Source organism: Kitasatospora sp. NPDC056138 (assembly GCF_042264695.1).
GTDB lineage: Bacteria > Actinomycetota > Actinomycetes > Streptomycetales > Streptomycetaceae > Kitasatospora.
Map to the genome: position 1 here is coordinate 18689 of NZ_JBHJVK010000056.1, position 12765 is coordinate 31453.

A 12765-nucleotide genomic window follows, 5' to 3' on the forward strand; every position below is an offset into this window, starting at 1 on the left:
GGACGGGGCGGTAGGGGGCCTATCGTGACGATCATGTTCATCTTGGAGCTGACCTACATCGCGCCCATCGAGCGCATCGACGCCGCCCTCCCGGAGCACACGGCATGGCTGGACGCCCACTACGCCGAGGGCACCTTCATCGCCTCCGGCAGGAAGGTGCCGCGCGACGGCGGCGTCATCATCGCCACCGGCGACGACCGCGTGAAGATCGAAGAGATCGTGAAGAGCGACCCGTTCAGCGTGGCCGGTGTCGCCGAGTACACGGTCACGCAATTCGTCGCCACGAAGACGGCTCCGCCACTGGAGCCGTACCGCCAGGAACTTCCCAGCTGAACCCGATTCGGCAGCCGACCGGCCCCCACCCCGGCGACCACCTGAGGCCTGCCCCCTCTGGAGCCCCCTCTCCTGCCGCGCCCGGACCCGCCGTAGCGGCGGCCGCTGCTGGCCGTGCCGCCACGACCGGAAGGAACGGCTGGAGCAGGGAGCCGAGGAGAAGCCGAAGGAGGCCCGCGCGCGGCGAACGCCTCGCTGCGGCCGTGCCGGACGTGCCGGGGCTCGATCGGCGGTCAGGCGGGTTCGGTGCTGGAGGAGGCCGGCCCGGACCGGTCGGAGTGCCCCGGGTGCGTGGAGGCCCGCGCCGCGCAGGACCTGGGCCCGCTGATGCTGCCGCCGCCGACCGGGTGGGAGCTGACGGCCGCACTGGTCTTCGCCCGGCCGACCCGCGCTCTGCTCTGCGTCCACTACGGCGCGCACGTGACGGCTGCTCAGGGCCGCAGGATGATCCGGATCGGGTTGCCCTGCTTGCTCGCCAGGCGTCGGACGGCCTCCGGCGCCTCGGCGAGCGGCAGGATCTCGCTGACGGACCGGGAGAGGTCCAGGCGGCCCAGCTCTGCGAGCGCCACCAACTGCCGGACGTGCTCGACCCGCGAACCGTAATGGCCCAGGATCTGCTGGCCGAGGTAGCTGAACCGGGTGCCGTCGGTCACCGTGATCGGCTGGTCGCCGAGCCCGACCAGCACCAGCTTGCCCCGCTCGCCCAGGCAGCGGATCGCCTGCTCGCGCACCTGCGGGACGCCGGCGAAGTCGAACGCGATGCCCAACCCGGTGCCGCCGGTGGCGTTGGTGACGGCCAGGTCGAACTGCTCGTCGGCGGGATCCAGCGCGACATCCGCGCCGAACGCCAACGCCCGCTCGCGTGCCGCCGGCAGCGGGTCCACCGCGACGATGGGAGCCGCCCCGACCAGCCGCAGCAGCTGGACCGCGTGGGCGCCGAGACCGCCGACGCCCCAGACACCGACGGCCTGGGCCGGCTGGGTCTGCGCGGTGGTGGTGATCGCCGCCCAGGGGGTGGAGACCGCGTCGGGGATGAAGCAGGCCTGTTCGAACGGCAGGCGGTCCGGGATCGGGACCACGGTGTCCGCCCGGGCCACCGCGTACTCCGCCCAGCCCCCGTCGTAGTCGACCCCGCGGGTGAAGACGACGCCGCCGCGCGGCTCCCCGGCCCGCAGCAGCACTCGCTGACCGGCCGTCAGGCCCGTCACCCCGTCGCCGACCTCGTCGATCGTTCCCGCGTTCTCGTGCCCCAGGGTCACCGTGTCGCCCGACAGTCGCAGCGGCGTGAGACTGCCCTCGATGAGGTGCACGTCGGACAGGCAGACCCCGGCGGCGGCGACCTTGATCCTTATCTCGCCTGGTCCGGCGTGCGGCGTCGGCACGTCCTCCATCGAGAGGACACGCGTCCTGACGTTGAGCCGGCCTGCAAGCATCGTCGTTGCCTTCCAGTAGGAGAAGTCCTGGCAGGCTACTGATGATGCGTCCCGTCATCTCGGACGGGCCAGTCATAGGGCCTTACGATTCAAAGACGTCGGGTATGGCTGCTCCCGATGCCGGTGACCTCGGTTGGGCGGTCGGGTCCGCCCGGGGCTGTTTTCGGGGTGGGTGGGATCTGTTCCGGTGCGCTGACCCGGTGTCGGTCAGTCGTGTGGGCTGGTGGTCAGGTGTTGCTCGCCCACCTCGCCGCCGGCGGGGGAGGGCGAGCGCGGCGGCCGGGCGCACTGGCTGCTCGGCGACGTCCGCCGCAGGGCCCGCAGTCGGGCGGCCGGGACGACCCGGAGAACATCGAGCAGGCCCTGGAGCAGGCCCGGGACGACGGACGCCACGCCGACGCGGGCCACGAGTCCGGCGCCGCGAGGCGGCCGGCGCTCCCTCCGACGGCGTTGGTGAGGCCGGCCGGCGGGCGGGTGGGTGTCACCCGGAGCCGGTCCGCCTCCTGGCCGGTACTCGCGTGGTCGGCGGGACGGGAGCCGACCGTACGGCCGGGGCGGGGTGTGTCACTCGCGTGACCATTCGGTCTCGGCCTGGGGCCGGCCGACGGCAGCTGCCCCGTCCCAGAGACGGATCCTGATCGCCCGGGGACCGGGAGCAGGCCGGGAGAGCGTGCGCACGAACACGTCCCGCAGGTGGTTGGCCGCCCGCTGGGGCGGCCCGTCGTACTCCAGCGGATTCTGCATGGGAGCGCCGTCCTGCCGGGACCAGTGGCCGTCGTCGTCCTGTGTCTCCAGAACCCATCGGTAGTGCCGCATCCTGGCCTCCCGTGCTGACGATCCCACCCCCGGAAACGACGGTAGGGGCGGGGCGGATCAACCGCGATCGGTGGACGCCGCCCGGCCGCGGCTCGGCCTGCCGGTCGCACCGGCTGCACCGGCGGTCAGCGCCGAAGGGGAACAGCGCGCCGAGAATGCGGCCGTCAGGTTTTGTCCCCGGCGTTCCCGCCCATACGCGGGGTGCGGGCCCCGGCCCACCGCCCGTCCGTCGGTGGGCCTGCGGGCAGACCTTGAAGGAGGCCGAAGTGGTACTCGTGCTCTTCCTGATCATCGTGGCGATCGTGCTCGGGCTGGTCGGCGTCGTCGCCAAGGGCCTGCTCTACCTGCTGTTCATCGGCATCGCCGTACTGATCGTCGCACTGGCCCTCTCCGCCGTCCGGTTCCGGCGCGGAGGCCGGTCCGCGCACCGCTGAGCGACCGGGCAACCGCCGCCGGGTGCGTCCTGCGGTTCACCCGGAACGGATCGCCGTCAGTACTCGGAGCCGCTTCGCAGGTAGGTGCCCACGGCCTGGAGCCACGCCCCGGGGCCGAAGCACGCCTCGATCCGGTGCGGCGTGTCCTCGAAGACCCGCAGGACGCGCAGCGCACCACTCGGATGCAGGTCGTACTCGAAAGTGACGCCGTCCGCGCCGTCCTCGTACTGCACGTCCAACGGCCCCTTCGACGGCTCCGCCGGCGCCCGGGCCTCGGTCGAGAGTTTCACGTAGACGGACATCTCTGCGTCCCGCCTTTCCTGTCTGCCCGAGGAGCCCGGCCCACGAGGCCGCACCTCAGGACGCTCCGCCCGGCGGCTCGGAGCCGATGCCGGTGGCGACGAGGATCCGCCGCGCCGAGTCGCTTCCGCCGGCCTCGACCGCGCGTGCCATCATGGCCAGGGCCGCCTCCTGACTCGCCTGCGAAGAGACGACGAGCAGGCTGAAGTGATCACGGTCGCCCCGCGTGACGATCACCGTGTCGTCACCGGCCGGGTACCGGTCGATGCGCACCGACCGGCCGTCGACGACCAGCCGGGCCGGCACGTCGTCCCAGGCTTCCGCGTCCAACCCGACGCCCGTCACGGCACCGATGTGTCCGGTCAACGCCCTGCCCAGGCCAGGCAGTTCAGCGCCGACGTCGCGTGAACGCGGCCACCACGCGCCGTCGAGCACACGCTCGCGCGACCGTGTGGTCTCCAGGCGCAACACGAGCCGCCCCGATGCCCCCAACGGTACTCCGCCCGCGCCGGGCCGATCCGGCCGGTCACGAGAGCCGAGGCGGGGCCGGTGTCTCAGCGCCACTCGATCAGGAACAGGGTGGCGTCGTCGCTCGTGCGCCCACCCCGCTTCTCCTTCAGGACGTGGGAGAGCGCGCGCACCACGGCCCGCACCCCGTCCTGCGAGCGCTCGACGCGGTTGACCCAGTCGATGAGCTGATCCTCCCCGAACTGCTCCCCGCCGGCCTCACGCTCCTCGACCAGGCCGTCGGTGAAGCACAGGACCCGGTCGCCGTGCCGCAGCACCCGCTCGCTGATCACCGGCTCTTCGCCGCCGAACCCGACCGGCAGGGTGGTCGCGCTCTCCAACCGCTCGACGACGACGTGATCGCGGATCAGCAGCGGCTGAGGATGGCCGGCATTGACCCACTGCAGGTGGCCGGTCCCGGTGTCCAGGCGCATCATCTGCGCGGTGACGAAGTGGTCCGGCCCGAACTGCCCGGCGATGGCCCGGTCCATGAACGCGTAGATCTCGGCCAGCCCGATGTCGGCGCGCCGGGCGTGCCGGTACGCGCCGATGGCCACGGTCGCCATGGTCGCGGCGTCCAGTCCGTGGCCCATCGCGTCGATCGTGGCCACGTGCAGGAGACCGTCGTTGAGCGCGTAGTCGAAGCTGTCGCCGGCCACCTGGTAGGCGGGTTCGAGAATGCCGGCCACGGCGACCCGGGGAACGGCCATCGAGAGCGGCGGCAGCAGCGACCACTGGATCTCGGCGGCCACGCTCATCGGTTCGAGGCGCCGGGCCTGGAAGATCCTGTCGGTGTAGCCGCTCTTGGTGATCAGCAGATCGGCGACCAGGGCGGCGAAACGCCGCAGCAGCAGCCGGTCGTCGTCATCAACGGCATCCAGTGTGAGGGCCAGTACCCCCACCTCGTCGCCGCCGTCCAGCAACGGCAGGTACAACCGCACACCGTCGGCCTGCGGTTCCTCGACGGAAACACCGCGCAGGAAGGCCGCACCCGCGGGGGAGTCGTCGATCGGCACCGGCTCCCCGGCGGCCAACCCCCGCCCCGGCAGCGGCGCCAGCACCAGCTGGCCGTAGTCCTGCAGCAGGAGCGCCGGGTCACGGCCGCCGAACCTGCGCACCACGTCGGCGGCCAGCGGGGCGATCAGCTGGGGCGGCAGCTCATGAGCTCGATCGAGCAACGCGCCCAACAGGCGTTCGCCGTGCCCCTCCGACCGGTCCGGTCCCGCTGCGCCCGACGGCCGCTCACCGCTCATCCTTGGCTCACCGCCGTCTTGCTCCCGTCACGGGCACCCGGTACCGGATTGATCAACCCCGACACCCTGTGCAGTACGCCGGGGCAGGCCCTTCCATTACGCACGACGGCAGTGCATCGCGCCCCCGGGCGTAGCCGCTCCTTCCTTCCGGCCGGGGTGGAGCTGCCCCCGACACGGGCGCCGATCTCCTCGAACGGGGGCGGCCCACCTTTCCGTCGGATCCGCACGGGAACGGCTGTGCAGACCAAGGTTTCATGTGACGTGTTCCTGGCGAAACACTTCAACCATGGGCTTATTTCCGGTCGCCGGTCATCCTGCTGTCGCTGTCTTCCGTGAACCCCGGGGCGGGCGGGCCGCCCCAGGGCTGGGCCCGCGGGTCGATGCCGAGGCGCAGCGGAGTGCGCGGGTGCTGGCCCGGGTGGCGACCCATGCCCGGCCTGTCGAGCGGAGTGTCGCGCTGCGGCAGGCCGCTGCGGTGGCCGGTGAGCTGGTGGCCGCGCTGTCGGCTCTGGCTCCGGCCGTGGCCGGTGAGGACGTACCGGCGGAGTCGACCAGTCAGTCGTACTTCCGGGTCCGTGAGGTGGAGCTGTCGGACCAGCAGGCCGCCCTGCACGGCGCCCTGGTGATCCACCGTGGTCTGGAAGACCTGTGTGAGGCTCCGCTGTCGGGTGGCGACCTGGCGCTGGAGGTGGCCGGGATGCGGCAGGCGGTGCTCGACCTCACCGGCGCGGCTCCGGGCTCCGGCCCTGACTCCGGCTCCGGCCCTGCCCCGGTCCCCGACCCCGTCCCGCCGGTGGCCGTCCCCGAGCCCGGTGCGGCGGCGTCGTTGGAGAGCGTGTGGAGTGCCCGGTGGCTCATCGGGCACCAGGTCCATGTCCTGTTCAACGTCTGCGCCGCGGTCGCCGTGGCCGACGCCACCTGTCATCTGCGGGACGGTGACGGCGATACCGCGCTGCGGCGGCTGGCGGACGCGGCGGTGTACGTGCGCGGTTTCCCGGCGGCCATGAACCACGCCAGCACGATCCCGGCCGACTACTACATGGCGGCGATCCGCCAGACCATGGCACCGCCGTCGACGGACGTCCCGTTGAGCGGCCGCCAGCACCGCGGCTACAAGCTGTTCCGGGCCGCGATGAAAGACCTGCTCTCGGCGGTGCCCGACTCCTACGAGCACCTGGCGGCCCGCGACCCCGAACTGGCCGAGGCACGCGGCGCCCTCCTGGAAGCCGACATCGTGGACGGCGAACGGCACGTCACCCTCGCGTACTCGATGGTGCACCTGCGCCGGTCCATCGCCCAGAGGCCCGAAGGCCCCGACAACGCCGTCGCCGAACTACGGCTCATGCGCCACCGCCGCGCGGCCCAGTACGCCCCCCTGATCCGATTCGGGGACCACTACATCGCCGACGCCGTGGCCGGCCTGCGCCACTCCTGAGCCCGCGCGCCCGCCGCCCACACCCACGGCAGGAGACCCCGATGCCCGACACGACGCCCGCCATCACGCCCAACACCGCCGCCGCCGACTGGCAACTCGCCCCGGCCCACGCAGACGCGTGCGCGAAGCTGGCCCGCACCCTGTGCACCGGCGGGCACGACCAGGTCGACAGCCCCCAGTGGCTGGCACAAGCCCGCGACGCCTGGGACGACCTCCCGCTACCACTGCGCCGCGCGCTGCGCCGGTTCCGCAGGCACTCCGGCCCGCACGGCACCCTGATGATCGGCGGCCTGCCCGTCGACCAGGCGGCCCTGCCCCCGACACCGGCCGTAGCCGGCTCGGTCCAGCGTCAGGCCACCGTCCCGGCCGCGCTGCTCACCATGGTGGCCTGCGGGCTCGGCGAGCCCCTCGCCTACCTGGCCGAGAAGTCCGGCGCCCTCGTGCAGGACGTCGTGCCCGTGCCCGGGCAGGAGACCTTCCACGGCAACGCCGGATCCGTGCCGCTGTCCTTCCACACCGAGAACGGCTTCCACCCCCACCCACCCGACTACGTGATCTTCCTGTGCCTGCGCGCCGACCACGACCAGGTCGCCGGCCTGCGCACCGCCGGCATCCGCCGAGCCCTGCAACTCCTCACCCCGGCAAGCCGCCAGACCCTGTTCGCACCCGAGTTCATCACCACACCACCACCCTCCTTCGGCCCCGGCACCGCCACGGGCGAACCCGATATCAAGCCCCGACCGGTGCTGTCGGGAGCAGCCGACGATCCCGACATCCGCATGGCCCAACTCGTCACCACCCCGCTCACCCCCCGGGCCACCGAGGCGCTGACCGAATTCGGCCGCGCCTGCGAGGCGACCGCTCGCACCCTGCGCCTGACCCCCGGCGACTTGGTCATCATCGACAACCGCGTCACCGTTCACGGCCGCACCGCCTTCCAGCCCCGCTACGACGGAGCTGACCGCTGGCTGCAACGCACCTACGTCACCACCGACCTGCGCCGCTCCCGCGACCACCGCCCCCACGACGGCCACGTACTCGCCCGCTGACCGCCGGCCGTGGACCGGACCGTGTCGTCGGCCGGACCGTCGCCCGGTGGGTGGTACCGAGCCGGCCGACAGCGGCACCGGCAGCGGGTGACACCGTCAGGTATGGGAACGTGCCGGGGGCTAGGCCGGCTCTGTCCTTGCCCTTCTGCGCGCTGTCGAGTCGAGGGCCTGGCCCTTGACCTGACGTTCAACGTCCAGCTATGCCTCTGGGCAGCTTTGAAGGAGTTCGGTGAAGGCCTCACCGGTGGAGTCGAAGGGGAAGATCCGTAGCGCCGTGTCGTAGCTTGATGTGCTGATCACGTAGTGCTCGGCGAGGTAGGAGAGGTCGTCCCAGGGCTCCCAGGCGTGGGCGCGCAGCAGGACCTGGCCGCAGCGGGTGCATCCGATCCACGGCACCAGCACCAGGTCGGCGAGTTCCGGCTCGCTCCAGCCCGTCACCACCTGGACCTCGTCGCCGTCGTCATCGAGCAGCCGCACCGCGGCGGGCGCGCCGTCGCCCAGGCAGCGCACGATGCCGAGCGTGAGCCGCTCGCGTTCGCCCCATTCCTCGGCGAGTACGGATATCCGTGCCCGGTCCGCCCCGCTGATCGGGACCTGGCGGGCGAGCAGGCCCTCCACCAGTAGGCCGAGCCCGCACTCCTGTTCCCCGATCTCCCAGCAGTCCTTGACTTCCTTCGAGGCAGGCTCCGGAAGGAGATCGGCAATCCGGTACCAGAGGGTGGTGGCGTCGTCCATGGGGCGGACTCTAACGCCCCCGTTGATGCCCCCGGCCGGCAAGGGCCTGCGCCCGCAGCTGCGGGGCCTGCTCGGCCAGGCGGCGCCGGCTTAGGGCGGCCTGGCGGCAGGCCTGCCCGCAGTAGAGGCAGCAGGCCGAAGGACAGCTCCCCGGTGGGCAGCACGGCGATGAGCTCGCCATCGAAGACGGCCTCGCCCGGCTCGGCGGCGGCCTGGGCGACGTCCGCGGACGCCTTGGTCGGGTCGGTGCCGTTCTTCGGTGAACCGCGGGAAAAGCTCTCCTCCTACGAGTTCTGGATCGCATCCACCAGGCCGGCGACGAGGTTCGCCCGCTCGACCATGGCATCGATCACCAAGTACTCGTGGTCAGCGTGTGCACCGCCGCCGACCGCTCCCAGGCCGTCGAGTGTCGGCACCCCCAGAGCGCCCGTGAAGTTGCCGTCGCTTCCGCCGCCGACCGCCTTGCCTTCGAGGCCGGGAAGCAGCTGCTTGGCCACCGCGAAGAGCCGGGCGGAGGCCGATTCCGGCAGCGGGGGCCGGCCGATGGCTCCCTGGACCGAGATCTTTGACCCGTCGAGGTGCGGGGTCAGAGCCGCAAACGCGGATTCGATGCGCTCCTTCTCGTCGGCCGTCTCGACACGGACGTCGACGACGATGGTCGCTTCGGCGGGCACGACGTTGTCCAGGGTGCCCGCCGAAGCGACGGTCGGAGTGACGGTCGTGCCGATGTCGGGTCGCCCGAGCGCCGCAATGTCCAGCACTTGGTGCGAGGCTTCGATCAGGGCGTTGATCCCGGCTTCGGGCTCAAGGCCCGCGTGCGACGCCCGGCCCGTGACGGTGACTTCGAATGTGCCGCAGCCCTTGCGGGCCGTCTTGAGGGCCCCGTCCTCGGCCGCGCCCTCGAAGACGAGTACAGCGCCGCAGGCGCGGGCCCGTTCCTCGATGAGAGCCCGCGAGGAACGGGAGCCGACCTCCTCGTCGGAGGTCACCAAGATCTCGACGCCCGATCGGTCGCCGAGCAGTGCCACGCCGTGGATCGCCTGTACGAGCCCGCCCAGCATGTCGAAGACCCCGGGGCCGGTGGCGTGCCCGTCATTGACCGTGAACGGGCGGCGTTCGAGGGTTCCGAGCGGAAACACCGTGTCGTGGTGCCCGAGGATCAGTACCTTGGGGTCGCCACCGGCGGACCAGTGGACGTGCGGCCCGGCTTCGCTCTCGACGAGGACGGCCTGCCCGCCGAGGCGGTTCTCGATGACGCCGGCGACAGCTTCGGCCGACGCCGTCAGGGCGTCGATGTCGCGTGACGGAGACTCGACCTCGACGAGTGTCCGAAGGTCCTCGATCATCGCGTCGACACTCACAGGGCTGGTCTTGTGCATCATCGTGATCATGCTGCCAAGGTAGCGAGCACGCCGTACCGAAAGGGAGCGCCCCCCGATCCGGTCCGCTACGGTCTGGCCGAGCAGGTCGGCGAGCACCGGCGTTCCACCGGCAAGAGCCGGTGGATGGCAGTCGTTGCCGCTGATCGGACCCGCGGCCGGCGGACCCGGGACCATCCCTGCGGGTGCGGGGGCGGTCCCGCGCGGAGGCTGACGGCAAGTTCAGCAGGCGGCCAGGCGTTGAAGGCCGTGCAGGGCCACCGAGTCGGCAATGAGAACTGTGCACCGGTGAAGGTGCTGCGGCTTTCACCCGTGCACTCGTAAAGGTGCGGCAAATACGCGGCCGTGGATAGCCTGCTGAAGCCGAAGTGACCCCGCGAGGTTGGTGGAGCGTCAGCGGGATTCGTCATCATGGGTCCGCTGCGATCGTCGGCCCATATCCGCAGCATTGAGGTGGGCGTGGTTGCGAGGAAACATCGCGCGAAATACCCCGCCATGAATCCCCGAATCCACGTCGTCCGGAATGCGACATTCAGAGAGAGAACGATGAGAGCAAGAATCGCCAAAACTGCGATAGTCGCACTGCTGGCCACCGGTTCCGCTGCCGTGGTCAGCTTCGCCGCCGCCTCTGCCTCGGCGGACACCGGCACCGCCAGCTCGGCGTCGATCGTTTCAGGGCAACCGGGGGAGCCCGCCCCCGCTCAGGCTGAGTTGCCCCGTTCCGCTCTCGCTCCGGGGCCGGGTAGGACGACGGCGCGACCTCCGGCTCCGGGGCCGGGTAGGACGACGGCGGCGCCGGGGCCGGGCAGGACGACGAAGGCGCCGGGGCCGGGCAGGACGACGAAGGCGCCGGAGCCGGGCAGGACGACGGCGGCGCCGGGGCCGGGTAGGACGACGGCGGCGCCGGGGCCGGGTAGGACGACGGCGGCGCCGGGGCCGGGTAGGACAACGACACCACCTCCGGCTCCGGGCAAAAAGCCTTCACGAGACCATGATTGACCCACCTGCCCGCGCTTCTACGAGGGCGTCGCAGCGGCCCGCACCGGTGGCCGTATCCGGTCGGCAGTACGGGCCACCGGCCCTGCTGTTCCCGCTCTTTGCGCCGGGGCAGGAACGAAACCGCCCACGTGCCTGGTCGTGGAAGCGCCCGAAGGGCTGAACCGGACGCACCGGCGGGGCCGGGGACGTTGAGCCGGTGCCCGGGCGTCCGCCCGGGCACCACCAGCTTGGGAAGGGAGGTGGGTCGTGCCGAACGTGCCCCCCGAGCAGAGGATGGCCGGCCCTGGGGGGAACCACCACGTCCACGGCCTCCGAGCGTCTCCAGCAGACCCCTGCCAGACGACCGTGACAACGATCCGTGGCCAAGCGCCTGCTCCAGCTCGGAAGCCCGCGGATGCTGATGGCCCAGAACCCGGCGCTGAACCAGACACCCGTCCTGACCGGCGAGATCTGGGTGCGGAACGGGGAGCCGGCCGGAGAGATCGACCGGGCACGGCGGCACTGCCCGGTCTCGCGGTGCGGAGCTGTGGCTGCCGGACGGGCACGGCCGGGTGAGCGTTCCGGCGATGGAGACACGTCCGGCGGCGATGCCGGCGCCGGGCCCTTGGCGGCAACTGACAACTCATGCTTCAGGTCGGCGACTTGACACCGTTGCTGTCCGAACCCCCGGCACTGAGCAGGACACCTCCGAACCCCCGGCACTGAGCAGGACACCGATGTGGCCCGTTGGCCAAGCGTCGGATATGCGTAAGCCCGGACGCCACGGAGCTGTGGTGGCCGGAGTCGTCGATCAGCACTTCGGGCGCACAGCGTCAAGGTAGCTATGCCGGGCGTGAGACGGCCATCCGGGCGCTCCCGGCGCACTCCGAAAGAGCTGGCGGTGCAGTCGGGTCGGCGGGCTGCCGGGCGCCGATGCCCGGGCCTGTCGTCGAACGGGTGGTTCCTGGGCTCTGGCCAGGCCGAAAGGTGTGATGGGCCGACGGTTCGCACCCGCGGACAACCGTTCCGAACGCGGCAGTCACAGCGGCCGGCAGCCCGGGGGGCGCGGAGCGGAACCGTCTGCAGGGCGGTTTCCCCTATCGAGTGACAATCGCGCCGGTAGCGTGCCGCCTCAGCAGCAGCCCGCAGGGAAGCCGGATGGCCGGAGACCTCGTTGGGCTGCAGCGCGAAAGGGGACACGATGAAACGAATTCTGGCGATTGCGGCCATCAGTGCGGGCCTCGTCCTGGGCGGGGCGGGTACTGCCTCCGCAGTCACCTTGGGCGGCGTCGACATGCAGCGGGGGTGCAACACGCAGTACCCCGGCTTCGGACTGCGCGCGGTGGTGACCGACCAGCACAACGCCTACAGCTGGCGGTGTACTTCACCGTGGGGCTACAGCGTCGGCATCGACGTCAACAGGGAGTGCGTCACCCAGTACGGTGCCGGCGCCTCTGCGGGTCTGGCGGATTCGCGCAATCCCTACACCTGGTTCTGCCGGCGCTGAGCCGGCCCGCCCAGAGGACGAGTTCGCAGGGCCGGGGCCTGGTCGGCAGCTCCGGCCCGGGCCCGGCCTTCGCACCGCGAACGAGTTCTCCTCCCGGCGCGGAGCTCCACCGCCGCACGGAGTCACGTTCTCCCGTATCGCAAGTCGACGTTCTCGGGGCGCTGCCGGAGGCCAGGACAGATGCCCGGCCGTACCGCTTGTAGGAATCACGGTGGTTGGGTGGCGGACAGCGTCTCGGAGTGCGGGGAACGGAGACGGGTGATGGGACAAGATGTCCGGGCATCGGCATCGATGCCCTGGACCTGTGCCTGGACCTGGTCATCGCCCCCGACCTGTCGAAGTACCACTGGAAAGGACCAGGAAGAGTACGGGCAGGTGGGCCGCTACCCGCACCGCCAGGTCGAGCGGACCTGCGGGCGGGCGATCGGCACGCTCAACGGGTGTGCAGGCCCGTTCGCCGGCGGCCGGCCCACCTGGCCGTAGCCGACGCTGCCCGCCGACGCCGACGCCGACGCCGACGCCGACGCCGACGCCGACGCCGACGCCGACGCCGACGCCGACGCCGACGCCGACGCCGACGAACCGGCCACCGGCCGGTAACCACGG

The 12765-nt window shown here is 71.7% G+C and carries 13 protein-coding genes; 5 read left to right on the top strand and 8 right to left on the bottom strand.

Annotated elements, in window-relative coordinates; all coding sequences use genetic code 11:
• The first annotated feature begins 33 nt into the window (after window positions 1–33).
• Window positions 34–333 carry a YciI family protein gene (locus tag ACFC1R_RS28290; RefSeq protein ID WP_375943298.1) on the top strand — a complete coding sequence of 100 codons (300 nt, stop codon included), beginning with the start codon at window positions 34–36 and terminating at the stop codon, window positions 331–333.
• 431 nt (window positions 334–764) lie between these two features.
• Here the strand turns inward: ACFC1R_RS28290 and ACFC1R_RS28295 are convergent, their stop codons facing one another.
• The 3 genes from ACFC1R_RS28295 to ACFC1R_RS28305 form a co-directional block, all read right to left on the bottom strand.
• Window positions 765–1766: a zinc-binding dehydrogenase gene (locus tag ACFC1R_RS28295; RefSeq protein WP_375943300.1), complete on the bottom strand. Its 1002-nt coding sequence runs from the start codon at window positions 1764–1766 to the stop codon at window positions 765–767.
• A 207-nt stretch (window positions 1767–1973) separates the two neighbouring features.
• The gene (locus ACFC1R_RS28300) at window positions 1974–2174 is read right to left on the bottom strand and encodes a hypothetical protein (protein WP_375943302.1); all 201 of its coding nucleotides are present in this window, start codon (window positions 2172–2174) and stop codon (window positions 1974–1976) included.
• Between the two features lie 156 nt (window positions 2175–2330).
• Window positions 2331–2582 carry a hypothetical protein gene (locus ACFC1R_RS28305; protein ID WP_375943304.1) on the bottom strand — a complete coding sequence of 84 codons (252 nt, stop codon included), beginning with the start codon at window positions 2580–2582 and terminating at the stop codon, window positions 2331–2333.
• A gap of 266 nt (window positions 2583–2848) precedes the next feature.
• Between ACFC1R_RS28305 and ACFC1R_RS28310 the strand changes: the two genes are divergently transcribed.
• Window positions 2849–3016 carry a hypothetical protein gene (locus ACFC1R_RS28310; protein WP_375943306.1) on the top strand — a complete coding sequence of 56 codons (168 nt, stop codon included), beginning with the start codon at window positions 2849–2851 and terminating at the stop codon, window positions 3014–3016.
• 56 nt (window positions 3017–3072) lie between these two features.
• Here the strand turns inward: ACFC1R_RS28310 and ACFC1R_RS28315 are convergent, their stop codons facing one another.
• The 3 genes from ACFC1R_RS28315 to ACFC1R_RS28325 all read right to left on the bottom strand — a co-directional run bounded on the left by ACFC1R_RS28315 (window position 3073) and on the right by ACFC1R_RS28325 (window position 5076).
• Entirely contained in the window at window positions 3073–3318 is a 246-nt protein-coding gene (locus tag ACFC1R_RS28315) for a hypothetical protein (protein ID WP_375943308.1), read from the bottom strand.
• 55 nt (window positions 3319–3373) lie between these two features.
• A complete protein-coding gene (locus tag ACFC1R_RS28320; protein ID WP_375943310.1) occupies window positions 3374–3787 on the bottom strand; it encodes a DUF5994 family protein in 414 nt (137 codons plus the stop codon).
• A gap of 83 nt (window positions 3788–3870) precedes the next feature.
• Window positions 3871–5076, bottom strand: a complete 1206-nt coding sequence (locus tag ACFC1R_RS28325) for a PP2C family protein-serine/threonine phosphatase (protein WP_375943312.1) — start codon at window positions 5074–5076, stop codon at window positions 3871–3873.
• Between the two features lie 418 nt (window positions 5077–5494).
• On the opposite strand from ACFC1R_RS28325, the gene ACFC1R_RS28330 reads away from it, so the two are divergent.
• Window positions 5495–6511 carry a hypothetical protein gene (locus ACFC1R_RS28330; protein ID WP_375943314.1) on the top strand — a complete coding sequence of 339 codons (1017 nt, stop codon included), beginning with the start codon at window positions 5495–5497 and terminating at the stop codon, window positions 6509–6511.
• Window positions 6512–6552: 41 nt separating this feature from the next.
• The gene (locus ACFC1R_RS28335; protein ID WP_375943315.1) at window positions 6553–7560 is read left to right on the top strand and encodes a TauD/TfdA family dioxygenase; all 1008 of its coding nucleotides are present in this window, start codon (window positions 6553–6555) and stop codon (window positions 7558–7560) included.
• Window positions 7561–7758: 198 nt separating this feature from the next.
• Here the strand turns inward: ACFC1R_RS28335 and ACFC1R_RS28340 are convergent, their stop codons facing one another.
• Together ACFC1R_RS28340 and ACFC1R_RS28345 are read right to left on the bottom strand one after the other, a co-directional pair.
• Window positions 7759–8295, bottom strand: coding sequence for a hypothetical protein (locus ACFC1R_RS28340; RefSeq protein WP_375943317.1), 537 nt, complete (start codon window positions 8293–8295; stop codon window positions 7759–7761).
• Between the two features lie 284 nt (window positions 8296–8579).
• The gene (locus ACFC1R_RS28345; protein ID WP_375943319.1) at window positions 8580–9686 is read right to left on the bottom strand and encodes a M20 family metallopeptidase; all 1107 of its coding nucleotides are present in this window, start codon (window positions 9684–9686) and stop codon (window positions 8580–8582) included.
• Window positions 9687–11853: 2167 nt separating this feature from the next.
• Between ACFC1R_RS28345 and ACFC1R_RS28350 the strand changes: the two genes are divergently transcribed.
• Complete coding sequence (locus ACFC1R_RS28350) at window positions 11854–12159, top strand: hypothetical protein (RefSeq protein ID WP_375943321.1); 306 nt, start codon at window positions 11854–11856, stop codon at window positions 12157–12159.
• Window positions 12160–12765 lie beyond the last annotated feature (606 nt).